At 35.0% G+C, this 25,919-nt stretch carries 19 protein-coding genes and 2 pseudogenes; 11 read left to right on the top strand and 10 right to left on the bottom strand.

Translation table 11 applies throughout. The annotated features are described in order from the left end of the window. Positions 1 to 2 precede the first annotated feature (2 nt). The 3 genes from EAG08_RS05920 to EAG08_RS05910 are packed head-to-tail and all read right to left on the bottom strand — an operon-like array spanning position 3 to position 8,475. The gene (locus EAG08_RS05920) at positions 3 to 3,437 is read right to left on the bottom strand and encodes a DUF6443 domain-containing protein (protein WP_129534657.1); all 3,435 of its coding nucleotides are present in this window, start codon (positions 3,435 to 3,437) and stop codon (positions 3 to 5) included. A gap of 9 nt (positions 3,438 to 3,446) precedes the next feature. Beyond that, the gene (locus EAG08_RS05915; RefSeq protein WP_129534656.1) at positions 3,447 to 6,917 is read right to left on the bottom strand and encodes a hypothetical protein; all 3,471 of its coding nucleotides are present in this window, start codon (positions 6,915 to 6,917) and stop codon (positions 3,447 to 3,449) included. Next, complete coding sequence (locus EAG08_RS05910) at positions 6,874 to 8,475, bottom strand: T9SS type A sorting domain-containing protein (RefSeq protein WP_129534655.1); 1,602 nt, start codon at positions 8,473 to 8,475, stop codon at positions 6,874 to 6,876. Before EAG08_RS05910 ends, EAG08_RS05915 begins: the two co-directional genes overlap by 44 nt. Positions 8,476 to 9,073: 598 nt before the next feature. Here EAG08_RS05910 and sucD point away from each other — a divergent pair. Continuing rightward, a complete protein-coding gene (gene sucD, locus EAG08_RS05905) occupies positions 9,074 to 9,946 on the top strand; it encodes a succinate--CoA ligase subunit alpha (protein WP_129534654.1) in 873 nt (290 codons plus the stop codon). Between the two features lie 104 nt (positions 9,947 to 10,050). Next, positions 10,051 to 10,695: a porin family protein gene (locus EAG08_RS05900; protein WP_129534653.1), complete on the top strand. Its 645-nt coding sequence runs from the start codon at positions 10,051 to 10,053 to the stop codon at positions 10,693 to 10,695. A gap of 99 nt (positions 10,696 to 10,794) precedes the next feature. Here EAG08_RS05900 and EAG08_RS05895 read toward each other — a convergent pair whose 3' ends face one another. The 4 genes from EAG08_RS05895 to EAG08_RS05880 all read right to left on the bottom strand — a co-directional run bounded on the left by EAG08_RS05895 (position 10,795) and on the right by EAG08_RS05880 (position 13,948). Next, positions 10,795 to 11,244, bottom strand: coding sequence for a hypothetical protein (locus tag EAG08_RS05895; RefSeq protein ID WP_129534652.1), 450 nt, complete (start codon positions 11,242 to 11,244; stop codon positions 10,795 to 10,797). 26 nt (positions 11,245 to 11,270) lie between these two features. Next, the gene (locus EAG08_RS05890) at positions 11,271 to 12,581 is read right to left on the bottom strand and encodes an ABC transporter permease (RefSeq protein ID WP_129534651.1); all 1,311 of its coding nucleotides are present in this window, start codon (positions 12,579 to 12,581) and stop codon (positions 11,271 to 11,273) included. 4 nt (positions 12,582 to 12,585) lie between these two features. Further along, complete coding sequence (locus EAG08_RS05885; RefSeq protein WP_129534650.1) at positions 12,586 to 13,497, bottom strand: ABC transporter ATP-binding protein; 912 nt, start codon at positions 13,495 to 13,497, stop codon at positions 12,586 to 12,588. A 100-nt stretch (positions 13,498 to 13,597) separates the two neighbouring features. Next, positions 13,598 to 13,948 carry a T9SS type A sorting domain-containing protein gene (locus tag EAG08_RS05880; protein WP_129534649.1) on the bottom strand — a complete coding sequence of 117 codons (351 nt, stop codon included), beginning with the start codon at positions 13,946 to 13,948 and terminating at the stop codon, positions 13,598 to 13,600. Positions 13,949 to 14,067: 119 nt separating this feature from the next. On the opposite strand from EAG08_RS05880, the gene hemB reads away from it, so the two are divergent. Then, the gene (hemB, locus tag EAG08_RS05875) at positions 14,068 to 15,057 is read left to right on the top strand and encodes a porphobilinogen synthase (protein WP_129534648.1); all 990 of its coding nucleotides are present in this window, start codon (positions 14,068 to 14,070) and stop codon (positions 15,055 to 15,057) included. Positions 15,058 to 15,141: 84 nt separating this feature from the next. On the opposite strand, the gene EAG08_RS05870 is transcribed toward hemB, so the two are convergent. Then, on the bottom strand, positions 15,142 to 15,870 hold the full coding sequence (locus EAG08_RS05870; RefSeq protein ID WP_129534647.1) for a hypothetical protein: 729 nt from the start codon (positions 15,868 to 15,870) through the stop codon (positions 15,142 to 15,144). Between the two features lie 82 nt (positions 15,871 to 15,952). Further along, entirely contained in the window at positions 15,953 to 16,243 is a 291-nt protein-coding gene (locus EAG08_RS05865) for a TM2 domain-containing protein (RefSeq protein WP_129534646.1), read from the bottom strand. Between the two features lie 320 nt (positions 16,244 to 16,563). On the opposite strand from EAG08_RS05865, the pseudogene lptB reads away from it, so the two are divergent. The 4 genes and pseudogenes from lptB to EAG08_RS05845 all read left to right on the top strand — a co-directional run. After that, a pseudogene (lptB, locus tag EAG08_RS05860) lies at positions 16,564 to 17,289 on the top strand (LPS export ABC transporter ATP-binding protein); the annotation flags it as partial. Positions 17,290 to 17,648: 359 nt separating this feature from the next. Then, on the top strand, positions 17,649 to 18,236 hold the full coding sequence (locus EAG08_RS05855; RefSeq protein ID WP_129534644.1) for a hypothetical protein: 588 nt from the start codon (positions 17,649 to 17,651) through the stop codon (positions 18,234 to 18,236). A 151-nt stretch (positions 18,237 to 18,387) separates the two neighbouring features. Then, positions 18,388 to 20,112, top strand: a complete 1,725-nt coding sequence (locus EAG08_RS05850; RefSeq protein WP_129537222.1) for an ABC transporter ATP-binding protein — start codon at positions 18,388 to 18,390, stop codon at positions 20,110 to 20,112. Positions 20,113 to 20,356: 244 nt separating this feature from the next. Further along, complete coding sequence (locus EAG08_RS05845; RefSeq protein WP_129534643.1) at positions 20,357 to 21,310, top strand: helix-turn-helix transcriptional regulator; 954 nt, start codon at positions 20,357 to 20,359, stop codon at positions 21,308 to 21,310. Between the two features lie 310 nt (positions 21,311 to 21,620). On the opposite strand, the gene EAG08_RS05840 is transcribed toward EAG08_RS05845, so the two are convergent. Then, positions 21,621 to 22,112, bottom strand: coding sequence for a DinB family protein (locus EAG08_RS05840; RefSeq protein WP_129534642.1), 492 nt, complete (start codon positions 22,110 to 22,112; stop codon positions 21,621 to 21,623). 450 nt (positions 22,113 to 22,562) lie between these two features. Here EAG08_RS05840 and EAG08_RS05835 point away from each other — a divergent pair, with 450 nt between their 5' ends. The 4 genes and pseudogenes from EAG08_RS05835 (at position 22,563) to EAG08_RS05820 (ending at position 25,904) form a co-directional block, all read left to right on the top strand. Further along, positions 22,563 to 23,132 (top strand): cob(I)yrinic acid a,c-diamide adenosyltransferase, encoded by a 570-nt coding sequence (locus tag EAG08_RS05835; protein WP_129534641.1) that lies wholly within the window; start codon positions 22,563 to 22,565, stop codon positions 23,130 to 23,132. 1 nt (position 23,133) lies between these two features. After that, entirely contained in the window at positions 23,134 to 23,772 is a 639-nt protein-coding gene (locus EAG08_RS05830; RefSeq protein ID WP_164998530.1) for a tetratricopeptide repeat protein, read from the top strand. Further along, positions 23,772 to 24,394, top strand: a pseudogene (locus tag EAG08_RS05825) (thiamine diphosphokinase). Before EAG08_RS05830 ends, EAG08_RS05825 begins: the two are co-directional and overlap by 1 nt. A gap of 118 nt (positions 24,395 to 24,512) precedes the next feature. Next, on the top strand, positions 24,513 to 25,904 hold the full coding sequence (locus EAG08_RS05820) for a decarboxylase (RefSeq protein ID WP_047442472.1): 1,392 nt from the start codon (positions 24,513 to 24,515) through the stop codon (positions 25,902 to 25,904). The last annotated feature ends 15 nt before the right edge of the window (positions 25,905 to 25,919 follow it).

Genomic DNA, 25,919 nt, shown 5'->3' with positions numbered 1-25,919 from the left:
ATTTAACGCCCACCCCAATCATTAGGGTCGACTTTTGTATTTTGAACAGGCTGGACTTTAGATTGTTGACTTGGAGACAGGGATCCAGGGACTTGAGATGGTTCGTTACCAACTAATCTTCCTGCTACATATCTATGATTACCATCTACAATTACACCATTGTTTGTTACTTTTATTGGCGGCGCAGTATTTCCTTCTTGTGCCATTTTTACATATCTTTCAACCATTGGTCCCGATACAACACCTTGTGCCGTTTGTAGTTTTGAATCTTTTAATGCTGATGCAACAGACTCCTGTGTAACAACAATTCCCTTTGAGCTTAAAGATGTTGTTTCTGCTACGGATCCAGCACCGCCAGCTTTACGAGTAGCTATTCCAAAACCAACGAGAGCAGTAGCCGAACCTATAGCTTCAGGATCGCCATTGGCTACACCTTTTGCAGTTTGAACAACAGATTTTGCTCCAGTACCTTCATATAGTACATTACCATATTCTTTAGCAGCTCCTTTTACACCTCCCTGTTGATATCCATTAACAACCCTTTCTCCATAACCATATATACTTTTACTTTTATTATAGATTAATACAGTAGGGTTAGAATTTTCTACAAGAGTTGTAGCTGTACTTTGGGCTATTCCCATAGTTGTACTCAAAACTCCTTTTGCATAGCTTTTTAACCAACCACAACATTGTTCCGCTTCTCTACCATCAGGATCAACAAACATAATTGGATTATCTAAAGCATATGTGTATGTAGAAAATCTTGTTGATGTTTCAGCAAGTTCATCCACAACTCCCCATCTTCCAATGTCAGGCATATAAAATCTTGCTCCATAATCATACATCCCTGTTTCCGTTTGCAATTCTTTACCGTTATACTCATATTGATAATTTGGGTTTTTACCAGGATTATACCCGTCATGCTTTAATCCAAAAGGATAATAGATGTTTTCTTCAAGAACTCCTATGCTGCTGCCATTGTGTAGGTAGCTTAATCTTGTATTTCCTAAATGGTCTGTATAATTGTAAATATACTTATTTTTCACAAAATCAAAATACCCTTCTGAAGTGGGGACAAATTGAATTATATTGTCAGTATATTGAAACCCGTCGAGATAATCTGTCTTTTTGATGATTACAGCCTGTGTTTTTCCTGAAAAATAAGTGTGGGTTTTCTTTATTTTTGTGCCGTCTGCACGATAAGTGTAGAGCGTGTTTTTATAAATATCTTCCCAAAACCTTGTGATAAATTGATCGAATTTAATATAATTAGGAAGGTTCAAAAAGTTGTAATCAATCTGTAAGATACCTTTGTCAACATGATCTGTCATATTCCCATTAAAATCGTAGTTTATTAGATTACCAGAAGTATCAGGATAGCCTAAATAATTTGACGATGCATCTGCTACAGAATTAAGTCTGTTTCCTGTATAATTATACGTAAGATCGTCTATAAGCTCTGCTCCTACATAAGCTGCATTCCTGTTTCTTTTCAGTGTTCCAATATTACCATTAGGATCATAGCTCAATTCTTCGCTGAAGTATCCATTTTGGGGAACAGAGGTGTCAGGTTCAGCATATGAACCTTTTTTCAGCCTGTTTAATGCATCATACTGATATGAGTATCTTTTTAAGACACCATCATTCGCAGATTTCCAATCAACTTCTGCAATATTGCCATTATATCTACCTGTAGCATTGTTGGTATATACAGGGTTATGGTATTTTATTTGATATCCAAACAATTTTCCGTTTAGATTTGCAGGATCATTAATCTGCGTCATCCACCCACGGATATTGTAAGCATAATCAACTGTCTGAATTCCGCTTCCCAAACTCGTACCGCCTACTTTTTTGTTTTTCAACTGCGAAAGTTCATTGTAGTCGTTCTGGGCAAGGTATTCAAGAGGATTGCTATCAACCTGGTGGGTGTGGGTAAGCAGTCTGTTCTGATGATCGTAGGTGAAATTCTCAGTAATTACACGCTCTGTATCAGAATCTAATCGTTTATGTTTTGTAATTGCCTGTTTTAGTACTCCTGAAAAATCTAGTAAAGATTCGGTTTTGGTATATCCTCCCAGATGATTGACAGAATGGCTTGCAACAGGCCTTCCTTTGGTGTCGTACCAGCTGTAGTTCTTTGTCCAATTGTCGTCTTCAATGTTTTTCACATAAGAAGCAACGGGTAGTGTTTTTGTACTGATGTTGTATAGTTGTGCATTTTCGTGCAGGATATTCTGTCCCAAAACTTGGGTCGGTATTGCAGGGCTTCCTACAGGATAAATATCATAATAATTGACCGTCAATATAGTTTCTATCTGACTGTACAGATCATTTGTATAATAAATCTGCATACCATTTCTGGTAAATCCTGTATTGTTTCTTGATTCAGTGATGACATACTGATTGGTTATATTCTGTAATCCTGCACGAGTTTGATTTGGAAGTGGCATCAATCCTGTATAAATCACTCTTCCAAATGTATCATATTTTGTAACAAACCATTTTGAGGTTTGCCTTAGATTAGCATCTTGTGTTGCCACCAATCGGTCTGCCTTGTCATAGACCATATATTCCCATCCTTTACCGGGAAGTTTTTTTTCTACCAAACGGTTTCTGCCATCATAGCGATATTGATAAAATAAATTATCGATGGTTGTTTGATCTAAAGTACTCCATGTAGAAATTAATGGCGGAATAACAAATGCGAGTTGATTATATTCGTTATACACATAATAGGTATCTGCATTTTCTGTAGCACTCAAAACTTTTCTCACGAGAAGAGTCTGCCCTTGTCCGTTTTTAAATTCTATGGTTTTATTTCCGTCTTCATCAGTTATTGTGTTCTTGTATAATTGTGAGGAATCGAAATATTGAGGAAGCTCAATAGAAGTTTCTGTTCTGCCATCAACCCATGTCGTAGAGGTTTTATATTTTCTTACATAATCAGCTGTCCCAATATTAGCATCATAATCAAATTTGACGGGTTTATTAGTCCAGTCGTTTCCTACCTGGATCTGTTGTTGGATTCTGTCTAGTGGTGAGTTCTCTAAGATTTTTTCTGCATATATTTTCTCTGATCCGTAGATGTCGGTTTGTGCGGCATTGGCAAGGGGTGTCGGTACAATAGCTCCGTTCATTGTTCCACTCTGAGGTACGGGAAGATAATCTTTGATTTGTCTTCCAAAACCATCATACTCTATATGAGTAACGACATCTCTGCCTAATGGCGAGGCTTTTACATTAACTATCTGTTTAGGTCTTCCTAAACCGTCAAAATATTGTACAGTCTCAACAGTCTTGGGGTTAGCTACTGTAGGATCGGTTATATATGTTTTCGTATAGACATAGTTTTCTGTTGTACTAAGATTCGTCGTCTGTGCATGGGATATGCCCGCTACAAACAAAGTACTGATGGGGATGAGTATTTTTTTCATGGTGTGTTTTTATGGTTTGTAGTTGTATTTGAATTCTTTCAACAGTTTACCTGTCGAATTATCCTGTCTGATTTCTTTTAATCGATTAGCAGAATCGTACAAGTAAACTTCTCTGATTCCTGATGATGGAGTGATGCTGGTGACTCCGATTAATGGATCGTAAGTATATGTAGTAATTTGATAACCTGAAAGATTTGAGTCTTTTCTGAATGAATCTAAGATATTAATAAATGCAGGTTCGTTAGAAGGATTCGAAGCATCAAGATCTGAAGCGGCAATAATTGCTGTTGCTAAGTTGCTCACTTGTGCGTAAGTAGCTCCTGTCACTTTGGCTATCGGCTGGATAGCATTATATCCCCAGATAATGGATACAGGAATGCCGTCTTTCGTTGTGTACTGCAATAGATTTCCTTTGGAATCATATAGATCGTAAGTGACTTCGGTAGAACTATTGTTTTGCAAATCATAAGACAACACTGAACTTTGGAAAAGATTTGAAGGATTGTCGTATTTGGTTTCGGTTTTAGCAATTATTTTCCCTGCGTCTGCAACATTTTGTTTCTCAATCACAGATGTTTCTAATGGAATTCCAAGCATATTGGCAGTAATCAATCGTTGGTTAGCTTTTTCACGAGCATATTTATAAGTCGTTTCCTGAACCCTCATATCAGAGAATTGTGTTGTACTTTTTGAAAGTTGCTTGTCTATATTATCATACAGGTAATTGGTGATGGTCGTAATTTTTTTATAATTAGCATCATTCGGTGTATTGTAAGGAATATCTTCCAGGTATTCTTTAGAGATACTTCTGTCTAAAAAAACAGAATAGGAAGGCAGCATATATCCTGTGATGTACATATTACTGATGTAGGTATTGATATTTGATCCTGTAGGAATAAAGACTAGTGGGAATAGTGTCATTCCAGCAACACTTGATACAATACCCACTTGATCGAAACGGTAATCATTGTGTGTTGCTGTTTTTAAATACAGCTGTCCGTTTTTGTTTCCGAACACTTTGCTTGAAATAAGTTTTCCGCTGAGATTCCCTAAAGGAACATTCCAGAATAATGTATTTTGTGCTGATCCAGAAGCTTCATTTAATGCACTACCTATATTAGTGAACATACCATCATCTGTTGGCTGTCTGAATGTATAGCTATTATAGATGTTACTTATTGTAAATCTTTTTTCTTCACCTCCTTTCTCAAATTCATCTCCTCCGTAGCTGATGTTCACCACAGGATATATCGGATCATAAATATTGTCTAAATATTCATCCAATCCTTCGTCAGGATTGGATACCGAAGGTATTGACCTTGTTACCATATGCATCTGCAGTTCTGAGTGAAGTATGGTTTCAGAAATACTGCCGACATAACTGACACCTGCTCCAGGAAGTTGATTTGGACCAGAGTAACCAGAATATGGCTGCTGGTCAAACCTGTTAGATCTAAACTCCGGTGTGTATTCGAAGTCAAGACTGCCCGTGTTATTGATGCTTTGAAAATCAGAATAGTATATTCTTTTGTAGTTCACAGAACCGTTTTCAGAAACATCATATTGCTTTTTAAGCCTGATATTTCCGTTTGGTGTAAGCTCCCATTCGCCCTTCTTAGAATATTTTATTACACTTGTTGCACTGCATTTACGACAAATATTATTTACTAAGTTGTATTTAAAAAGATAGGTTTTATTGGGCTCTATCATAAAGTCATTGAAAGAGTCTATGTATTGCATGGTTTTAGGAAGAAATATTAATTCGCTAAATATAACCTGCCCAGTAGCACTATCGATGATTTCAAATTTAGCACGTCCTTTATCTGCATAGGTACCGACTTCGTTTGAGTGGAGTTTCAATTCTATCTGAACATTGTTTCCTTCGACTTCTGAAGACTGAAAACTGCCTGTGAGTTCTCCAGATAAAGGAAGATTTGAGGTCACAAGATTGTAATCAATTAATGAACCGTCCGCCCATAGAGCTTCAGTATTTCCTATTACCAGAGATTTTTCGCCCTGTACAGGTGTGCTTTTTCGGGCAAACGTGGGTTCATATTCAAAAACAGTTTTGCCTTTGGTGGGATAAGTGATGGAAGTCAACGTTCCATTTTTGGTAAAATTAAAATCAGGTGTACGGTCTGCATAATATCCTGAATTCTGATTAAAAACATTATACCGACTTCCAAATAAATTCAAATTAGGAAGCAGCGTTTGCAGATTACTTTTACCATTGCTATATCCTAAATAGTCCATGCTGAATGACAGCCTGTCAGGAAGACCTAAAGGATTATCATATTCAAGCTTGTATTCTTGTACAAAGTTTTCCTGTCCGTTTTTAAGTGTATATTCTTTTACCCTTTCAAGAAAAAAACGCTTTTTCTGGGGATCTGTTGCCAAATTATTGATATATTCAAATACAATTTTTTTAACATCAACATTATAGGAACTAATAACAATATTTCCTGCTTTCTGAAAAGTTTCGGAAGGGGTTGTTGCATAGTTAATAATCACCTTTTCATTTCCTGCTGTGATCTGCGTCAGAATTTTAGGATCATTGATGTTAATCTTTTTAATAGACTGACTGTAAGGAGTGGTTGAAGGACTTGCCTGTGTGCCTTCTGCGGGAGCCCCCATGTCAAATAATTTTTTGTCTAGAGACTTCTGCTCGTTCAACCCCAGCAAAGTAACATTTGGATTGACTTGTGTATAGGAAAACTCAATCTTGTTTCCTGCCATATCCTCTATTTTTGTTAAATAGAAACTGGTCACCCCGCTGAGAAAGACATTGGCTCTTACTTTCGTTTTTTCTGTAGCCCCTGCCCCTCCAAAAGTATATTTTGTTCCATCATTGGTGGTAATGATAAAACTATAGGTCTGTTTAAAAATACCTACGGTTTCAATTTTCAGATTATTGTCCTGAGTCAGAAGAACAGGTTTGAAATTATGGTCGAGATAAAAACTTCCACTATATCCTGGAAATGAAAAATTGAAAATATCAGGCTGATGGTCAAAATTAGTAGTAAGTTCTCGGGCATACGTTACCAATGTCGATTCTCCTTGTTGGCTGTACAAATAACTTAGATCATCAAGACTCAACAAAAGTCTGTTGCTTACTGTTTCGTCTGTTTTGTCATATATCGTTCTGTTAATAACTCCTCCTGCTTCCAGTATCCAGTTCATGCCCGCAGTATTAGGGGTGTCATTCACCTTAACACCTGCCTTGGTGTATAGTAAGGATAAAGGATGTTTAAGTTTATTTGATGATAGCGTATGGATCGGGATAACTACATTAGGATTCCCTTTAAATTCATTAAACTGTAAATTTCCATACTGTGTTCTGAAATATGATTCAGGAGAAGGTGGATTTACATTAGGCGACAATTCTTCGTCATTTTGACCGCCCCGCATTAAATTACTTAGTTCTTGTGCTGCAAAACTATTGGCAAGTATAAGACCTGCACAGATTACAATTTTTTTCATTTTTATTAGTGTTTTTTTTATTTTTAATAATTTTTGCGCTGGCGGTTTTCTCGGTATCTGTTTTAATCGTAATGAGATACGCTCCCTGAATCAGATTCTGCGTACTGATCTTAGTCACCTTATTCTTGGTTTTCAAGCTTTGCAGCTGTCTTCCGCCCATATCATACAACGTAATATCCGCTTCCTTGAATTCAAAACCAATCTCCACATAACAGTAATCAGATACAGGATTCGGATAAATCTTGATATCTAATTTCTCAATCAGCTGATCCAATTGCTTGTCACCCAACTTCACGATCTTCCAGTTCTCTTTTCCAAGTTCTTCAGCGCTCGTTCCTGCCAAAATGATCGAGCCATCTCTATTTAATTTAATATCAGATAACCTTTCTTCTTTTTTTCTCGATTCTCCTTTCACATGCTTTCTCCATTGTTCGTTACCATCCTGGTTCAGGTAGAGCATCCAAAATGTTTCATCATCTGCTTCTATTCTGCCTTCCGCCTGAGTATAACCGCCGAGTAAAATTCCTTTCGAGCTTTTATCGTCTCCGGTTTTCACCACATTCATCCCCATCAGAACATCTCTGTTCTTAAAATTGTAAGATTTCTGCCACAGTTCTTCACCTCTGTCATTTAGAGAAATCAACCAAATATCAGTACCTTCTTCAATGCCTATAGATTTATTTCCTGATCTCTCTGATCTCGATTCACCACCCACGATAAATCCTGTGGAAGTCATTGAAAGAGTTCTTAAGTGATCATCTCCTTTACCTCCAAAGTTCTTTTCCCATTCTACTTTTCCGTCTTTGCTCAACTTCACCACCCAAAAATCTCCTTCCCCGAAGTTCTCTGTCTTCTTTGATCCACCGGCATTACTTCTTGAATAAATTCCGAGCAATGCACCTCCATCAATAGTTGGAATCATCTTCTCCACTTCATCTAATCCTTTTCCTCCTAAAATAATCTGAGATAGTTCTTTTCCGTTCTTATCGAGTCTTGAAACCAAAACATCTTTGGAACCATATCCTTTTGAAGCATTCTGAACGTTTCCGGCAACAAAGAATCCGAAATCTGTAGTTTGAATCACCGCTCTGGCTTCCTCATCCTGTGAAGTTCCCAAAGTTTTCTGCCATAGCTCATCACCATATTCATTGATTCTGATCAGCCAGATATCCGATCCGCCTTTAGCATCATCTTTTTTGTCTAAACCTTTTCCTGAATACGATGTTCCAGCCAACAGAAAACCACCTTCCTGAGTAGCGACCGTTGCCGAGAGAAAATCATGGTTCTGTCCTGTGAAATGTTTTTCCCAGACTTCTTCACCTTGTTGATTCAATTTAACGAGATGAAAATCGTAACCGTTATTTTGTTTGTTTTCAGAAGTAAGCTTTTTCGATTGAATAGAACTTCCTGTAATGAGATACTGCTGGTCGATTGTTGTGGTGACTTGTGAGAGAAAATTCTGAGTAGAGGATTTAATGTCTTTCTGCCATACCACATCCTGAGCATACAATACGGCAGTTGTGCATAGTAGAACTGCACTCATGTAGAGTTTTTTCATGATTTGGGTTTTTATTTTATTGGCGCTAATTTAACTTTTTTTAATACATACCACAATAGTTTGATAAAAACTTGATGATGATGTGATGTTTATTTTGACAAAGCTAACTCAGTAAAGCGACAGAACTTGACGTGTTATAATTATCTGAGGGAAATATGGCATATCCATATTGTATTAAGAATTAGAAAGCTCATATTCATCAACTGCCAGACTATATTCAGCAATAAACAGAACACTTTCATACTATATAGATGTAGTTTAAAATCACATCAATCTTATTTCTGTTCATTTAAACAAAAAATCCACTTTCAGAATTGATATTATGAAAAATTCATGAGGTTCTTAACTGCACTCTGTCCTGAAAAAAATAAAATCAGTATGTTTGCAGAGAGATAATTTTACTTAAAAATTAAAATAAAATCACACGCTTAGAACAGATTATTCTATTCTTAATCGCTCAGCAGTGATTTGCCCGATTGTATTTCTTTTAATTTTTTTAATAAAGGTGATAAAGATTAGTCTGATGGTTTTATCTATAATCAAAGAAAAATAAGTAAATTTGTGAGCATTAATAAAAATAAATTAAAACAACAATAAAATGTCAATTTTAGTAAACAAAGATTCTAAAGTAATTGTACAAGGTTTTACAGGTAACGAAGGTACTTTCCACGCTGGTCAGATGATCGAATATGGAACCAACGTAGTAGGTGGTGTTACTCCAGGAAAAGGAGGAAGCGAGCACCTTGGGAAGCCGGTATTTAATACTGTTGCTGACGCTGTTGCAAAGGCTGGAGCTAATGTAAGTATCATTTTTGTACCACCTGCATTTGCTGCAGATGCTATCATGGAAGCTGCTGAAGCGGGTATTAAAGTAATCGTATGTATTACAGAAGGTATTCCTGTTGCAGACATGGTAAAAGTAAAATCTTATATCGCTGACAAAGAGTGCAGATTGATCGGGCCAAACTGTCCGGGAATCATCACTTCTGATGAAGCTAAAATTGGTATTATGCCAGGTTTCGTTTTCAAAAAAGGAAAAGTAGGGATCGTTTCAAAATCAGGAACTCTTACTTATGAAGCTGCTGACCAAGTTGTAAAAGCTGGTTACGGTGTTTCTACAGCAATCGGAATCGGTGGTGACCCAATAATTGGAACTACTACAAGAGAAGCTCTTGAATTGTTCATCAACGACCCAGAAACTGAAGCGGTTGTAATGATCGGTGAAATCGGTGGTGGTCTTGAGGCTGAAGCTGCAAGATGGTATAAAGCTAGTGGTTCTACAAAACCGGTTGTTGGTTTTATCGCTGGACAAACTGCTCCTAAAGGCAGAACAATGGGTCACGCAGGTGCTATTGTTGGAGGTGATGAAGATACAGCTCAGGCTAAAATGGAAATCATGAGAGAAAACGGTATCAATGTAGTAGATTCCCCTGCTGATATTGGTGTTACTGTTGCAAAAGTTTTAGGATAATTAAACAACAAAATGATATGAAATCGCTTTAACTGACTTAGAAAGCTAAACACTGATAAAGATAGGCGATAACATGTGACTATTAAAAACAATACAAACTACATATGAAAAAATTTTTATTAGCATCAGCTTTAGCATTTTCTACTTTATCATTCGCACAGATTGATTTTAGTAGTACAAGATTTGGTGTTACTGCTGGTGGAAACTATTCGAGAGTAAAAAATGCACACAATCCTTCAGGAGCTAGATTTGCTTTTCAGGGTGGTGTTTTAGCATTAATCCCAATGGGAGGTTCTAACCAGTTTTATCTTCAGCCGGAAGTCGTGTACTACGGTGCAGGAGAATCTGGAAAAGATAAGAATGCTAAAGGTGTAAAAGGTTATGATGCTGTTTATGCTAATAACTACATCAGTGTTCCTGTATCTTTCAAAGGATATTTTTCTGAAGCAGAATCAGAATTCTTTGGATTGATTGGTCCGAGATTTAATTTTTTAATTGATCAAAAAGTTAAAAATGAATCTCGTGAAATCTATAGAACAGATCAGTTGGGTAAGGCTAGCTCATTTAACTTCGCAATAGGCGCAGGTCTAGGGTACAGCTACAAAAGACAGCTCGAATTGGCTTTAAAGTATGACTTTGGTTTATCGAATACTTATCCAAATCTGGATGAAAGCAAGTTAGATCCAAATTCAGCTAAAAAGAAGTCTGAGCAGGTTATTAGTTTAAGCTTAAGCTATATCTTCGAATAAAAATTTTTCATTCAAAACATAAAAAATCCCGGGATATTTTATCTCGGGATTTTTATTATTGTATCTGTATTAAAAAAACACCAACTATTTTTGACCACATTACCTTTTAATTTTTGCTTCAATTTCATGTTTGTTAAGATAAGGGCTTGATTCACTCTTTCCATGTTGACTTAAACGTATTGTTTTTCCTATAAACTTACTGTTTTCCCAATCTGTAATATATATTCTTGTCTTTGTGATGTAGTTTGATGTTTCTTCTGTCCCATTTGAAACATAAGCTCGTATGAAGCTGAATTCTATTTGGTCAATAAGTACAGGTTTATTATTATACAAATAGACAATGGTATATTCGTCGATACAATTGTCATAATTTATTAGTTTACAATCTTTAATTATTATAATTTTTGACTGAGTCAACAGTCCTTTAATTTTTTCAATTTGTATATTCTCTTCTTGTGTCAAATTTTTAAAGGAAATATTTTCATTTAACGATTGAGCACTGAAAATATTGACAACACCTATCATCATAATCAGTAATATTCTTTTCATATTAAAAAATTTGAAATTATTCTAAATTAACTTCTAATCCACTTCCAAAGTTCCTTCAAAGTAGCCTTATTTCCATACATCAAAATTCCAACTCTGTAAATCTTTCCGGCTAAGAAAATCATAAAAATAGTCGTTGCTAATAATAAGAAAATTGATAAAGCAATTTCCCAAGCCGGAACGCCGTAAGGAATTCTCGCAATCATCGCAACAGGAGACGTAAAAGGAATTATTGATAACCAAAATCCTAGTGGCCCATCCGGATTATTCATTAAAGAAAAACTTCCGTACATCCCCAAAGTCAAAGGCAAAATGGCAAATAAAGTGAATTGCTGTGTTTCGGTTTCGTTATCAACAGCAGAACCAATTGCTGCGTAAATCGAACTGTAAAAAATGTATCCCAAAAGGAAAAATACAATAAATACGAAGATGATTAAAGGAAAATTAAGTTCCAATAAGCTATGAGAAATCTGTGTGAATATTTGTAAAATATCCAATTTGCTTAAAATACCTTCATCACCTCCCGGCATGTTTTTCTGCATAGAAGAAAATCCGGTGTTCAAAACTAATGCACCAATTACAGACATAGATATCCAGACGAGAAATTGTGTTAAAGCAACCATTGTAACCCCGAGAATTTTTCCCATCATCAGTTCAAAAGGTTTTACCGATGAAATGATAATTTCCACAACACGGTTGTTTTTTTCCTCAAGAACGCTTCTCATGACACGTACTCCATAAATGATGATAAACATAAAGGTAACATACATCAATCCTAAGCTTAGTGCCGTTTTTACGCCAAAAGCCAAGTCAGAATCCTCTTTATTATCTTCTGATACGTTGATTGTTTTCAGTTCAAAATTTTTATCAAGATTATCAAGCTGCGATTCTGCAATGCCTAATTGTTTGATTTTCTCTTTCTTAATTACATTGCTAATATCAGAGATGATGCGCTGTTTGGTATCAAGACCGATTTTAGTATTAACAACTAATCTTGTGTTTTTTTCCAAATCATCAAAATTCTGACTTGCTATTTGAGGTAAAATCAAAATACCATCTAAAGACTCGTTGCCTTTAAGGTTTTTAAGTTTAGATTTTTCATCTGCTACTGGAACAAAAATATATTCCAGCTTATCATTAGATTTTAGCTGACCTTTAAAAAGTCCGCTGTTGTCAACAACTTCAATCACATTGTGAGATTCGTTGGCTTTAAACATCAACCCAATCACAGCACCAAATCCTATGATCATTAATGGAGCTAATAAAGTCAGTAAAATGAAAGATTTTTTCTTAACCTGCGTAAGAAATTCTCTTTTTGTAATTAAATATATATTGTTCATAAATTTAAGAATGATTACCTACGGCATTAATAAAGACTTCATTCATGCTCGGAATTTTTTCGTCAAATGATCTTACTTTTCCTGCCTGTACAAGATCCAGTAAAATATCATTTTGATTCACCGTATTTTTCAGGTCAAACGAAATCAGATTATTTTGCTCAGACAAGTTGAAAATTTCATACTTATTCTGGAAGTTCTGAAGCTTCTCATTGTTGACATCAGAAAGCGTAATCCCAAAAATATTTTTCTTGAACTTTTCTCGTACATCAAAAACTCTTCCGTCGATTATTTTCTTAGAATTATCGATTAGTGCAACATAGTCACACATTTCTTCCACACTTTCCATTCTGTGGGTAGAAAGAATAATTGTAGTTCCGTTATTTTTAAGTTCAATGATTTGATCTTTAATTAAATTGGCATTCACAGGGTCAAAACCTGAGAACGGTTCGTCAAGAATCAACAAATGTGGTCTGTGAAGAACGGTCACTACGAACTGTATTTTCTGCGCCATTCCTTTGGATAGTTCAGAAAGTTTCTTCTTCCACCATTGATCGATATGCAGTTTTTCAAACCATTTTTTGGCTTCATTCAGCGCATCATTTTTTTTCATTCCCTTCAGTTCTCCGAAGTAAAGAATCTGATCTCCGACGCTCATGTTTTTATATAAACCTCGCTCTTCAGGCATATATCCGATGTCTTTGATGTGATTAGGATTGAGCTTTTCTCCATTGATGAAAACATCTCCGGAATCTGCTTGTGTAATTTGATTGATGATACGGATAAAAGAGGTTTTTCCTGCTCCGTTAGGTCCTAGAAGACCGTAGATACTTCCTTTCGGCACATGTATGCTAAAATCATCCAATGCTATTTTTTTTCCTGCATTGTAGGTTTTAGTAATATGTTCAGCTTTTAGCATTCAGTTGTTTTTTATAATGAGTATAAAAATAATCCGAAAGTTACGGAATTAAAAGAATTTTGCTAAAAGAAAAAATCCTGATGTTGATCAGGATTTAATATTATTGTTTTACTATTTGAGTAACCTTTTGCGTATTGTCGCTGAGAATGTAGCGAATCAGATACTTTCCGGGCTTTAATTTTTCAATATTAATTTCAGCTTTGTTTGTATTGACATTATAGTTGGCAACCTGTGTTCCCAATATCGAATAAAATATCACTGATTTAATTTTTAAAGAAGAATCTTTGGCTTTTACTACCAAAAAGTCTTTCGCAGGGTTTGGGTATGCAGTAAGAACACCATCATCAGACTTTTGTGAAGTAGAAGAAGGCTCTTTGATTTGTGCTTTAACATTGTCGGAAAAACCAACAAAAGCGCCCATAAATATAATTAAAAGTAAAAGTTTTTTCATCTAACGTATAATTTGCATAATTATTACTAACAAAAGTAATAAATTCTATAATCATCTGCAATAGTTTTTTATAGAACTTATATTAAATTTGCAATAAATTATTCAAAAAGTATTCCAAAATGATATATTCAAGAAACAGAAGATTGAGAGTAAATGAATCTATGAGAGGTTTGGTAAGAGAATGTAGCCTTTCTACAGACGATTTTGTAATGCCGATCTTCGTAATGGAAGGTGAAAATAAAGAAGAAGCAATCTCATCAATGCCCGGAATTTTCAGAAGAAGTATTGATTTAACGGTTAAAGAATGTAAAGAATTATTTTCTTTAGGCGTAAAAGCGGTCAATCTGTACATGAAAGTTTCGGAACATTTGAAAGACAACACGGGAAAAGAAGCCTGGAACAAAGATGGGTTGATGCAAAATACCATCAAGGCCATAAAAGATGCTGTTCCTGAAATGGTGATTATGCCTGATGTTGCTTTAGATCCATATTCAATCTACGGTCACGACGGAATTATAGAAAACGGTAAAGTCTTAAATGACGCAACCAACGATGCTTTGGCAAGAATGTCAGTTTCTCATGCAGAAGCAGGAGCAGATATTGTAGCACCGAGTGACATGATGGATGGAAGAGTTTTGGCGATTCGTGAAGCGTTGGAAGAAAGTGGTTTTCATGATGTTGGAATTTTAAGTTACGCAGCAAAATATGCAAGTTCGTTCTATGGACCTTTCAGAAGTGCTTTAGATAGTGCACCGAAAGACAATATGGAAATTCCGAAAGATAAAAAAACATATCAGATGGATTTTCATAATTCTCGTGAAGCTTTAAATGAAGTTTTTAAAGATGTGGAAGAAGGTGCAGATATTATTATGATCAAACCGGGTTTGCCGTATTTGGATATCGTTTCAAAAGTGCGTGAAGCCATCGATCTACCAATCGCAGTTTATAACGTAAGTGGAGAATACGCAATGTTGAAAGCCGCTGCACAAAACGGTTGGCTCGATAATGATAAAGCCATTATTGAAAGTTTAACGTGTTTTAAAAGAGCAGGAGCAGATATGATTTTCACGTATGCTGCGAAAGAAGCTGCGATTCTTTTAAACAGATAATTAGTTTTAAGTTATTAGTTATAAATTATGAGTTAAGAACGTTTTCTTGCAACTTATAATTTATAACTAATAACTTTCAAAAAATTATTTAAAATCAAAATCTTTCCCTTTGGTAAATTTTGCTGCAAAAGGAGCCTGATTTCCGGAATATTTTAAAACAAAATGTTTTTTGGTATCCGTATCAACTTTGGCTTCCACTTCTACATCCTGTGTCTGAAAACTGACATCTAAGCCAACACCGGATTCTTTTTCCAGGAAAATTTCTACACTTTCGGCATAGAATAATGAAGTGCTTAAATAATTAAATTTAATATTCTTCCGATACGTTTTCGATTCAGAATCTGTGAATTCAGAATATTTTCTCAGAATTTCAATTCCTGGAGAATCGATATTGGTAATTCTAGATTTTGTCACTCCGTTGACACGCACAGAAAAACTTTTCGCACTGTTGATATTTCCATTGATTCCGATATTAAAAAGAGAAGGCAACGCAAGACTATATTCAACCATGCTTTCTTTGGTAAATTCAAAATCAGGAATCAAAGCTGGATGTTTGGGAATACTTAAAAGTTGATCTTTGACAGCTTTCAATTGTTGGTCGGAGAAGAGAAAACCAATCAGATTATTATTGGTCGTTCTCCAGTTTCTGCCGTTCCATTCGTAAATTTCACAAAGCAATGTATCTACGGAGGAATGGGGAAGAAGGTCGATATCCTGCCATTTGAAAACTTCTTTTGCGTAAGGTCTGCGGTTGATGAGATTAATTCCTAAATCTAATGCGAGTAAATCGGTTAATTGTTGATTATTTTCCATAAAATTTAAACTGTGATTGGTGATTTAAATTTAAGAAAAATATCAATTAATCAGATTCGTAAAAGGAAAATTTGTATTAAAATTACAACCAGCCTTTTTTGTTGTGAACATACGTGTTGTCAAATTGCTCATCGCTCATAAACAGATAAATAATTCCCTCGATAAATGGGATGATTGAAGCTGCTCCGAAAGTAACAACATTTAGAACCAACTGAATTATTCCTTCTTTGGTATATCCTAAATAGAATTTGTTTAAAGCAAGCCAACCGACAAGAAGACCTAAAAGTGCAGCCGGAATTTTCTTTTCAGATTTGTAGGGCGCATTATTTTGCTGTTGAGTATTGCCGTCTTTTGTGTAACCGTAATTTTCCATAATAAATTTTGTTTTTTTGATAAGTAGCAGTAATAAAGCCATCGTTACAGAAGATTTCAGGATTAATGAAAAATTAATATTGATTTATACGATTGTTCGCAATTTGTCGTCATCAAGAATACATTGTATTTCATGGTTAAGTTTACGCCTTTGTTTAACTTAACAACGGTCAAGAGTTAAAATTCTTTGTTTGGCTTTGCGTTAAATTAAATGTTATGACAAATTGCGGATGTTCAATTTGATTTATTAAAATATCATAAAACTGATGCAACCAGTTTTTAATCTGAAATTTAAATTCAAAAAAACTTTATCTTTGCCTTATGATTTTACGAGGAGAAAACTTAATCAAAGAATACGGTCCCAAAAAAGTTGTAAAAGGCGTTTCTGTACAGGTTCAGCAGGGAGAAATTGTAGGTTTGCTGGGTCCAAATGGAGCCGGAAAAACCACTTCATTTTATATGATCGTAGGTTTGGTAAAGCCGACTTCGGGAAGGATTTTTCTTGACAAACAGGAAATTACCACTGATGCGATGTACCGACGAGCCCAAAAAGGAATCGGTTATCTGGCACAGGAAGCTTCTGTTTTCAGAAAATTGTCTGTAGAAGATAACATTATGGGAGTTTTGCAATTGACGAAACTTTCGAAACGTGAACAGCAGATTAAATGTGATGAGCTGATTGAAGAGTTTTCATTGCAGCATGTAAGAAAAAATCGTGGAGACTTACTGTCCGGAGGTGAAAGACGTAGAACTGAGATTGCAAGATGTCTGGCAACAAGTCCTAGCTTTATTTTATTGGATGAGCCTTTTGCCGGAGTTGACCCGATTGCCGTAGAAGATATTCAGAAAATTGTAAGAAGTCTGACCGATAAAAATATCGGAATTCTGATTACCGATCACAATGTACAACAGACGCTGGCGATTACCAACAAAACGTACATTATGTTTGAAGGTAAAATATTAAAAGAAGGTTTGCCGGAAGAGCTGGCAAATGATCCGCAGGTAAGAGAAGCATATCTGGGAGAAAATTTTGTTTACCAAAGTATTTTCGACAAGCCGAGCAAGAAAACTTACGCCTACAATATTTGGGCAGGAAATTTTGAATCTAAATCTCAGCTACAGGGTTTTGTGAATGAGAACTTTGTTCAATATGATGATTTAAGACTGATGTATGGTTTTGAAGATATCAGCTTTGCATCTTTAGCCAACTCTGAAATCGAGCATATTTTTGCTGATGTTGTAGATAAAAACGCCAATAATTCTTTTGTGTTCCAGCGTAAAGAAATCAATTCACAATATTCTATGGAACAGGCTGAAGCGGAATCGAAAGCAGCAAGTAAGTCTGAACTTCATTATCTGACGACTTATGTTTATGAAGGATAAAATTAATTAAGTATTTTAAGAAAATGTTTTTTAAAAATATCTTCAATAAACATAAAACCACTTATTCTAAAACAAGTGGTCTTTCTAAAATTGAATATCTAGAAAAATATCAGATCAAAAAACTATTTACTTTATTGCATCAAGCTGAAGAATTACTTGAAGAGTTTAGTCTAACAAATTCTGATGTACAATTCTTAAATTTTAAAAATGTTTTTATAGAGGAAATTTACGAACTAGAAGGTGATAATGTTGCAGATTTTACAAACATTTGGAATTGGTTTAAACCGAATAGAGAATGGAGCCAGTTTACCGAATATAATGGGATTGAAATAGGTTCTCAGATTTTTACGATAACAAATATTTGGAAATTAGACGATGACTTTATTTTAGGAACCAAGATTTGGCTTGAAAATGAATTTGGAGTTATTCTTGATAAAAAAAGGAATGAAAATTTTGGAATAATCAGATGGGACACACCGAAAGAAATAGATGAGGAAGATTGGATTGGAATGTTTTGTACATTCAAAGAAATGGGCGGAGAAATTTTAGATCAAGGGCATCAATTCAAATATATCAATGATGATGGAACGCTAAAGAAGAATGCAAGTTAGTAATTCCAAATAAATAATAATTCGTACCTTTTCTCTCAGAAACGGTACGTTTTTCTTTTAAAACCAATTCATGGCAAAACCTTTTACAAGAGCACTGAGTATTTTCGGGATTTATAGGCAACTGAAACCTTTCATTAAGCCGTATCGTTTGATGATTTACGGAACCTTGTTTCTCACTTTTTTAGGCGCCATTACGGCTCAGGTCAATGCAGTGGTTTTAAAATACACGGTTGACGAAGTTGAAAAATTAACTAAGCTTCCTAGTCCGATGTCGCAGGGAATTCATGTGCTTTTGGTGATTTCTGCAATACTTTTAGGAAAAGAAATAGCGAATATTTTCATTAGTTTCGGGCAGAAATTTTATGGTGAGAAAATAAGAATTAACGTAAGCTCGGTTTTAGCGCAATCAGCAATCGATAAAATTTTAACGTACAAAGTTGCTTACTTCAGTGACGAAAACCATGCTTCAGGAAAATTGCAGACCAGAATTGATCGGGGAATAGAGAGCTTAACAAAGCTTGTTCAGAACTTTTTCATCGATATTCTTCCTATGTTTTCGAATGCAATTATTGCTTTGGTTATCATGTACATGCAGAACGTTTATGTGGGGTTGGTTTCTACGATCATTGTCCCGATCTACTTTTACGTTACTTCAATGCAGGCGAAAAAATTGGGTGGTGTAAGAAGGCAGCTTCGAAATCAACGCGAGCAAAAGACTTCAGGTTTATTAAATTTAATCAATTCTATTTTAGTAATTAAAAGTTTCGTGCGTGAAAAATTTGAAGGTAAAAAGCAATTTGATTTGCAAATGCAACTGATGGAAAGCCAGATGTACACCCGGAAAACAAGTTTTATTTATGAAGGTTTAAAAACATTCATCGAGCAGATCGGGGTTGTTCTTATTATTTTACTGACGGTTTATTTAGTGCTGAATCAGCAAATGACAATTGGTGCTATCATGCTTCACATTATGTTGTTCAACAACGTCTCTTCGCCTATCAGACAGCTTCACAGGATTTATGATGACATGAATGATGCGATGATTTATGCCGAAGGTTATTTTGAAATTTTAAATGCAGACGAAGAAGCTGAACCCAACGGAACTTTAAAGGAAACCAAAACTTCTGAAAATTTTGAACTGAAAAACGTCAATTTTACCTATCCAAACGGAACGCAAGCTTTACATAAGGTCTCAATGACCATCGAAAATGGGAAAACCACGGCGCTGGTTGGCTTAAGTGGTGCCGGAAAATCTACAATCATTAACCTTTTATGCAAATTTTACCTTCCGGATGATGGCGAGATTTTATTAGATGGAATTAATCTCAATCGGTACGACAACGCTTATCTAAGAGACGATATTGGTCTGGTTTTACAGAAAAACCACATCTTCCAAGGAAGTATCGAAGATAATATTCGCTACGGAAATATGAATGCCAGTTTTGAAGAAATTGAAGAAGCCGCCAAAAAAGCATATCTTCACGAACAAATTTTAGATCTTCCTGAAAAATATCAACATGATGCAACCCAACTTTCTGGTGGGCAGCAACAGAGAATTGCCATCGCAAGATTATTTTTAAAAAATCCACCGATTATTTTCCTAGACGAACCTACTGCAAGTTTGGATGCGATTGCAACTGAACAGATTAAAAATTCTTTGGATGCCATCAAAGAAGGAAGAACAGTGGTGATTATTTCACACTCGCTTTCACAGATTTTAGATTCAGATAAAATTTATGTAATGAAAAAAGGTGAGGTTGTAGAAAATGGAACGCATGATGAACTAGTACAAATGAATGGAATTTACAGAGAAATTTTTGATGCTTCTGCGAGAAGTTTGAATCTAGATAAACTGGTTAATTCTTTCAAGAATTAATGTAGCGATGTAACTATTTAACAATGTAGCAATGACTTAAACCATTAAGGAGTTTTAGTTGGTAAGATTTTTTAAGGTTCAGATTTATCTGAATTAAGCGGTCCGCTTAATGAATATCTTCAGATATTTCCTTAACCACACTTAACAACTTATACATCTTAATGGTTAAAAATTTTAAGCATTTCAAAATTTCAAAGTTGATGAAGATTAAAGTAAATTTGTATCATTTGAACAGATTTTCTACATGAACGACCATTACCTCAAAAAACTCGACCGCGTCACTGCCATTCTCACCCAATTACAGTCAAAACCGATTGTAAGAGCTCAGGATTTGGCCGAAAAATTTGAAGTGAGTGTAAGAACGATTTACCGTGACATTAAAACACTGGAAAACGCAGGAATTCCGATTATTGGTGAGACGGGAAGCGGTTATTCTTTGATGGATGGTTACAAACTTCCGCCCGTGATGTTTACCAAAGAAGAAGTTTTAAGTTTTATCACTGCCGAAAAACTGATGCAGAAATTTTCACATGAAAGTTTGGGAAACCATTATAAAACGGCAATGGAAAAACTGCGTTCAGTGCTGAGAAATTCAGATAAAAATTTAATTCAGAATATTGAAAATCAGATTGATATTTTTGATTACAGTCCCAAATCAGATGATTCTATAAAAAACGTTATCCCGATTATTCTGGAAAGTATCGCCGATAAAAAACAGCTTTCTATTGAATATCAAAGTGTTGGTGCAAAGGTTTCAAATCGTACCATTGAAGCTGTTGGAATTTTTTATGAATTTACCTACTGGTACATCATGGCTTTTTGTACACTTAGAAAAGATTTCAGACAGTTCAGAGTAGACCGGATTTTGAAAATTTCAAAAACAGAAACTTCTTTTTCACAGGAATACGGAAAAATCAATGATCACAGAAGAGTTGCCTCAAAAACGACTACAAAAGTAAAATTATTGGTCGATAAGAAAATCATGGGATATTTAATTAATTCTAAAAGCTACTACGGATTGATTGAAGAAATGGAAACCGAAAAGGGAATCGAAATGACCTTTGAAACAGAATGGATTGATGAAGGATTTCCGCGCTGGCTGATTACTTTCGCAGACTATGCCACGATATTGGAACCGGATCTATTAAAGGTAAAAATGAAAGATTTAGTTCAAAAACTTTTAGAAAAGTTATCGTAAAAATCTCCCACAGATTGCACAGATCATCACAGATTTTTTGAAGTTAATCTGCTTCATCTGCAAAATCTGCGGGAGAAAATTGATTCACAAAGAAATTATTCTCAATCATCTGTGGAAATCCTTGTGATCTGTGGGAAACCAAAATCATTCGTGCCAATCAGTGCATTCGTGGCAAAAAAAATCTCCCACAGATTCTACAGATTCTCACAAATTTTAAAAATTAATCTGCTACATCTGCAAAATCTGCGAGAGAAATGAGAAAAACTATTCTCAATCATCCGTGCAAATCTGTTTGATCAGTGGGAAATAATTAAAATCTTTCCCAGAAGAAAGGCGGCTCAATTCCCAAAGCTCTCAGATAAACAAACCCCTGTCCACGGTGATGTACTTCATTATCCACAAAATAAAGAATATTCTGATACACCGGAAATTCGTACTGACCAAATAAGTTGAACGTTTCCTGAAATCTTTCCTCTGAAATCTGATTAAAATAATGATTAATCACTTCCGTTTCAGAATCCCATTTAGCTAAAATTTCTTCTTTCGTTTTCGGTTGAAAAGCTTTTTCAGAAAATTCCTCAGTTTGGCCTTCAACGATTCCTTTCAAAGCCGGACCTGCAATGCTGATTAATTCAACGGCTAATTTCGCAAACGGTCTCATTCCGCCAATCGAAAACTCGAATAATTCTTTTTCAGGGAACATTTCAATCACTCTTCTTGTCAGGTTTCTGTGTCCTTGCCAATGCTCTAATAGTTGTGCTGAAGAGATAAACTGTGTCGTTGCTGTTGCTGTAGTTGTCATAATTTTTGTTTTAAGTTGTTAATCTTATGACAAAGATAATTCAGGTTAATGACAACAGTTTGTCAGTAGGATTTTTGATGTTTAAAAAATATTTTATTTTTTTTCAAATAATTAAATATTTCTCACGTTAGATGGATATCCGATACACAAATGTTTCAATAGTAAATATGTAGAGGTAGATAAATAATTTTGAATGAGGCCAATCTTTCGGGGTTGGTCTTTTATTATAGGTAATGAATAATGTTTAATGAGTAGTTTTTTCAGAAGCTATTCCGGCTATCCGCTGTATCTTTTTTTGAAAAAAAAGGATGCCGCTTCTATCCGGGCTAGGAATTCAGTTTTTTTCAGAACATTTGGGTTTTCATTTTTTCCTCTTTGTAAAAAAAACTAATTTAGTAACATGAAAAAGCCTTGATTAATTGGGCATTCAGAAACAATGATAATTTACCTATGAAAATATATACCAAGACAGGAGATAAAGGGCAAACCGCTTTATACGGCGGTACGAGAGTTTCAAAAGCCAGCGCAAGAGTGGAAAGCTACGGAAATATTGATGAACTCAATTCTTTTATCGGAATTTCAAAAAGTCATATTACGGATGATGAGGTTTTAAAACAATTAAAAAAAATTCAGTTTGACTTATTTACAGTTGGTTCTGAAGCTGCAACTCCGGTGGATAAACTGATGTTGGCCAACGGAAAATCCCGTCTTCCTTTAATTATTTCCGATACAGAAATTGAAGAATTGGAAAACTGGATGGATGCTTTTGAAGAAAAATTGGAGCCACTTCAATTTTTTATCCTTCCAGGCGGCGGAAAGTCAGCCACTTTTTTACATGCAGCAAGAACGATTTGCAGAAGAGCAGAACGCTCATTGGTTTTCTTAAATGAATCTGAGGAAGTACGCCCTGAATTGATTAAATACTTAAACAGACTTTCAGATTATCTTTTTGTCTTGGCAAGATATATCTCAAAAATCAACAACGAACCGGAAGAATACTGGAATCCGAATGAAAGATAATATGAAGAAAATATTTCTATTATTCTTTTGTCTAATTTTTTACTCTGTTTTTTCTCAGGATATTACGATGTACCTTGATGAGGGAGATGAATTGATTTCAAAAAATAAATTTTCTGATGCCGAAAATACTTTTAGAAAAGGTTTGAAGGAAAGTCCCGGCAACCCGATTTTAAAATCACAATTGGCTTTGACGCTGATCAATCAGGATAAGAATGATGAGGCTGAAAAGGTGATTGGCGAAATTTTAGCTTTGCAACCTGAATTTACTGCTGCACTTTGGTATGGTGGAATCAATAATTTTAATAAAAAAGTATCAGATTTTAGAAAAGCAATTTCTTATTTTGAGAAAGCATATCCTCTGATTGATGTGAGTTCTCCGCAATACTTCGCAGTTAATTATTATATAGGAAGATCTTACAGAAAGCTTTTGTACAGAGAAGGTTTAAACTACAATGAAGTTGACAGAATGCTTGAAACCTACAAAAAATATATTGAATTGCAGCCCAATGCTGAAGATCTCATTGACGCAAAAAGTTTTGTGAAAAAAGTGGAAGAAAAAAGACCTGGCAAAAATGTAGGAAAATGGATCATCACAACAGAGCAAAATGTTGAAGAATTAATCAATAAAAAGATAGATTAATGAAGGTTTTACTATTCATCAACGGCGACGCTCCAAAATCATTTCCTGATCCTGAAAAATATGATCTGATTGCTTGTACTGACGGTGCATTTCATTATCTGAAACAGTTGGATTTTCCTTTAGAAAAATTAGATTTTATCTCCGGTGATTTTGATTCACATTCGGGTGCTGATGAAAATGTATATGAAGATAAATTTATCTACACTCCGGATCAGGAAAAAACAGATTTTCATAAAGCTTTAGAGATTATTGCAGAAAAAGGCTTTAAAAACATCGATGTTTTTGGCGGAAGTGGAGGAGAACAAGATCATTTTTTAGGAAATCTCACCGTTGCTTACACCTTTAAAGAAAATTTAAACATAAAATTTTATGACGAGTTTTCTGAATATTTTTTATTCCTAAAACTTTTGTCTTGAAAGATGTGAAAAATAAACTCGTTTCACTGTATCCTTTTCCGAATGTTGAAGGTGTGACAACGAAAGGTTTGAATTGGGCATTAAGCAATGAAAATCTGAGTATTACCACAAGAATCGGTACGAGAAATTTTGCTGTAGAAGATGATGTTTCTATTGCATATCAAAAAGGAGATTTGTTGGTATTTGTCGGTCGAAATTATCTCTGATTTTCACATAGAAAATAACGATTTCAGTAATTTCAAATCTGTGAAAACTTTAAGAAAATTTAAACTAAAAAAATCAAACTTTTTAGCAATTTTGCATTCTTAATTCACTTGTCAAAAAATGAAAATAAAATACTCGGAACTTATTGATCAGACATTGTATTTTCCAACGGAAGAATTCAATGTTTCTGAGAACAATTTGTCTTTTCACGATATCCCTTTGATGGAAGTTGTTGAGAAGTTTGGAACGCCTCTTAAGGTAAGTTACCTCCCGAAGATTTCTCAAAATATTCAGAAAGCAAAAGGCTGGTTTAAGGAAGCTTTTGAGAAAATCGATTACAAAAAAAACTACAGATACTGCTACTGTACAAAATCCAGCCATTTCAAATTTGTGATTGAAGAAGCTTTGAAGAACGATATTTCTATCGAGACGTCTTCAGCTTACGACATGGATATTGTAAAATCTCTTTATAATGAAGGGAAAGTCACGAAAGATATTGAAGTGATCTGCAACGGTTTCAAAACAGATGATTATCTGGCGAAAATTTCAGATATGATCAACAGTGGTTTTGAAAACATCACTCCAATCCTGGATAATTACCGTGAGCTTGATAAATTAACGGAAAGCATTGATACGACTTTCGACATCGGAATCAGAATCGCTTCTGAAGAAGAGCCAAAGTTTGAATTTTATACGTCAAGATTAGGAATCGGATATAAAGATATTATCCCATATTATAGTCAGAAAATTGCAGAACATCCGAATGCAAGGCTGAAAATGCTTCACTTTTTCATCAATACCGGAATCAAAGACACGGCGTATTACTGGAATGAATTGTATAAATGTCTTCGTGTGTACGCACGTTTGAAGAAAATTGCTCCTGAAGTAAATTCATTGAACATCGGTGGTGGTTTTCCAATCAAAACTTCATTAAATTTCGATTACGATTATCAATATATGGTTGAAGAAATCGTTTCTCAAATCAAAAAATTCTGTGAAGAAGAAGGAGTAGAAGAACCAAATATTTATACAGAATTCGGAAGCTTTACCGTTGGAGAGAGTGGTGCGAATTTATATAAAATCATTTCTCAGAAACGTCAGAATGATAGAGAAAAGTGGAATATGATCGATTCATCTTTCATGACTACTTTGCCTGATACTTGGGCAATTTCAAGACACTTTATCATGCTTCCTCTGAATCGTTGGGAAGATTCTTACGAAAGAGTTTTCTTAGGCGGTTTGACTTGTGATTCTGATGACTATTACAACTCTGAACAACATACGAATGCTATTTATTTACCTGTTTTCAGTGATACAAAACCTTTATATATCGGTTTCTTCCACACCGGAGCGTATCAGGAAACGATTGGCGGTTATGGCGGAGTTCATCACTGTCTGATGCCTCAGCCGAGACATATTCTGATTCAGAAAGATGAAAATGGAGAATTCCAATATGAGATCTTTAGAGAAAGACAGGAACCTGAAGATATTTTGAAGATATTGGGTTACTAAAGTGTAAATACGTTG

Origin of the sequence: Chryseobacterium sp. 3008163 (assembly GCF_003669035.1) — a bacterium.
Taxonomy (GTDB): domain Bacteria; phylum Bacteroidota; class Bacteroidia; order Flavobacteriales; family Weeksellaceae; genus Chryseobacterium.
This window is presented reverse-complemented; position numbering and strand designations above follow the sequence as displayed.

What these genes read in the sequence shown, in the direction of transcription:
- EAG08_RS05920 (WP_129534657.1), bottom strand. Translation starts at nt 3,437, where the DNA reads ATGAAAAAAATACTCATCCCCATCAGTACTTTGTTTGTAGCGGGCATA.
- EAG08_RS05915 (WP_129534656.1), bottom strand. Translation starts at nt 6,917, where the DNA reads ATGAAAAAAATTGTAATCTGTGCAGGTCTTATACTTGCCAATAGTTTT.
- EAG08_RS05910 (WP_129534655.1), bottom strand. Translation starts at nt 8,475, where the DNA reads ATGAAAAAACTCTACATGAGTGCAGTTCTACTATGCACAACTGCCGTA.
- sucD (WP_129534654.1), top strand. Translation starts at nt 9,074, where the DNA reads ATGTCAATTTTAGTAAACAAAGATTCTAAAGTAATTGTACAAGGTTTT.
- EAG08_RS05900 (WP_129534653.1), top strand. Translation starts at nt 10,051, where the DNA reads ATGAAAAAATTTTTATTAGCATCAGCTTTAGCATTTTCTACTTTATCA.
- EAG08_RS05895 (WP_129534652.1), bottom strand. Translation starts at nt 11,244, where the DNA reads ATGAAAAGAATATTACTGATTATGATGATAGGTGTTGTCAATATTTTC.
- EAG08_RS05890 (WP_129534651.1), bottom strand. Translation starts at nt 12,581, where the DNA reads ATGAACAATATATATTTAATTACAAAAAGAGAATTTCTTACGCAGGTT.
- EAG08_RS05885 (WP_129534650.1), bottom strand. Translation starts at nt 13,497, where the DNA reads ATGCTAAAAGCTGAACATATTACTAAAACCTACAATGCAGGAAAAAAA.
- EAG08_RS05880 (WP_129534649.1), bottom strand. Translation starts at nt 13,948, where the DNA reads ATGAAAAAACTTTTACTTTTAATTATATTTATGGGCGCTTTTGTTGGT.
- hemB (WP_129534648.1), top strand. Translation starts at nt 14,068, where the DNA reads ATGATATATTCAAGAAACAGAAGATTGAGAGTAAATGAATCTATGAGA.
- EAG08_RS05870 (WP_129534647.1), bottom strand. Translation starts at nt 15,870, where the DNA reads ATGGAAAATAATCAACAATTAACCGATTTACTCGCATTAGATTTAGGA.
- EAG08_RS05865 (WP_129534646.1), bottom strand. Translation starts at nt 16,243, where the DNA reads ATGGAAAATTACGGTTACACAAAAGACGGCAATACTCAACAGCAAAAT.
- EAG08_RS05855 (WP_129534644.1), top strand. Translation starts at nt 17,649, where the DNA reads ATGTTTTTTAAAAATATCTTCAATAAACATAAAACCACTTATTCTAAA.
- EAG08_RS05850 (WP_129537222.1), top strand. Translation starts at nt 18,388, where the DNA reads ATGATTTACGGAACCTTGTTTCTCACTTTTTTAGGCGCCATTACGGCT.
- EAG08_RS05845 (WP_129534643.1), top strand. Translation starts at nt 20,357, where the DNA reads ATGAACGACCATTACCTCAAAAAACTCGACCGCGTCACTGCCATTCTC.
- EAG08_RS05840 (WP_129534642.1), bottom strand. Translation starts at nt 22,112, where the DNA reads ATGACAACTACAGCAACAGCAACGACACAGTTTATCTCTTCAGCACAA.
- EAG08_RS05835 (WP_129534641.1), top strand. Translation starts at nt 22,563, where the DNA reads ATGAAAATATATACCAAGACAGGAGATAAAGGGCAAACCGCTTTATAC.
- EAG08_RS05830 (WP_164998530.1), top strand. Translation starts at nt 23,134, where the DNA reads ATGAAGAAAATATTTCTATTATTCTTTTGTCTAATTTTTTACTCTGTT.
- EAG08_RS05820 (WP_047442472.1), top strand. Translation starts at nt 24,513, where the DNA reads ATGAAAATAAAATACTCGGAACTTATTGATCAGACATTGTATTTTCCA.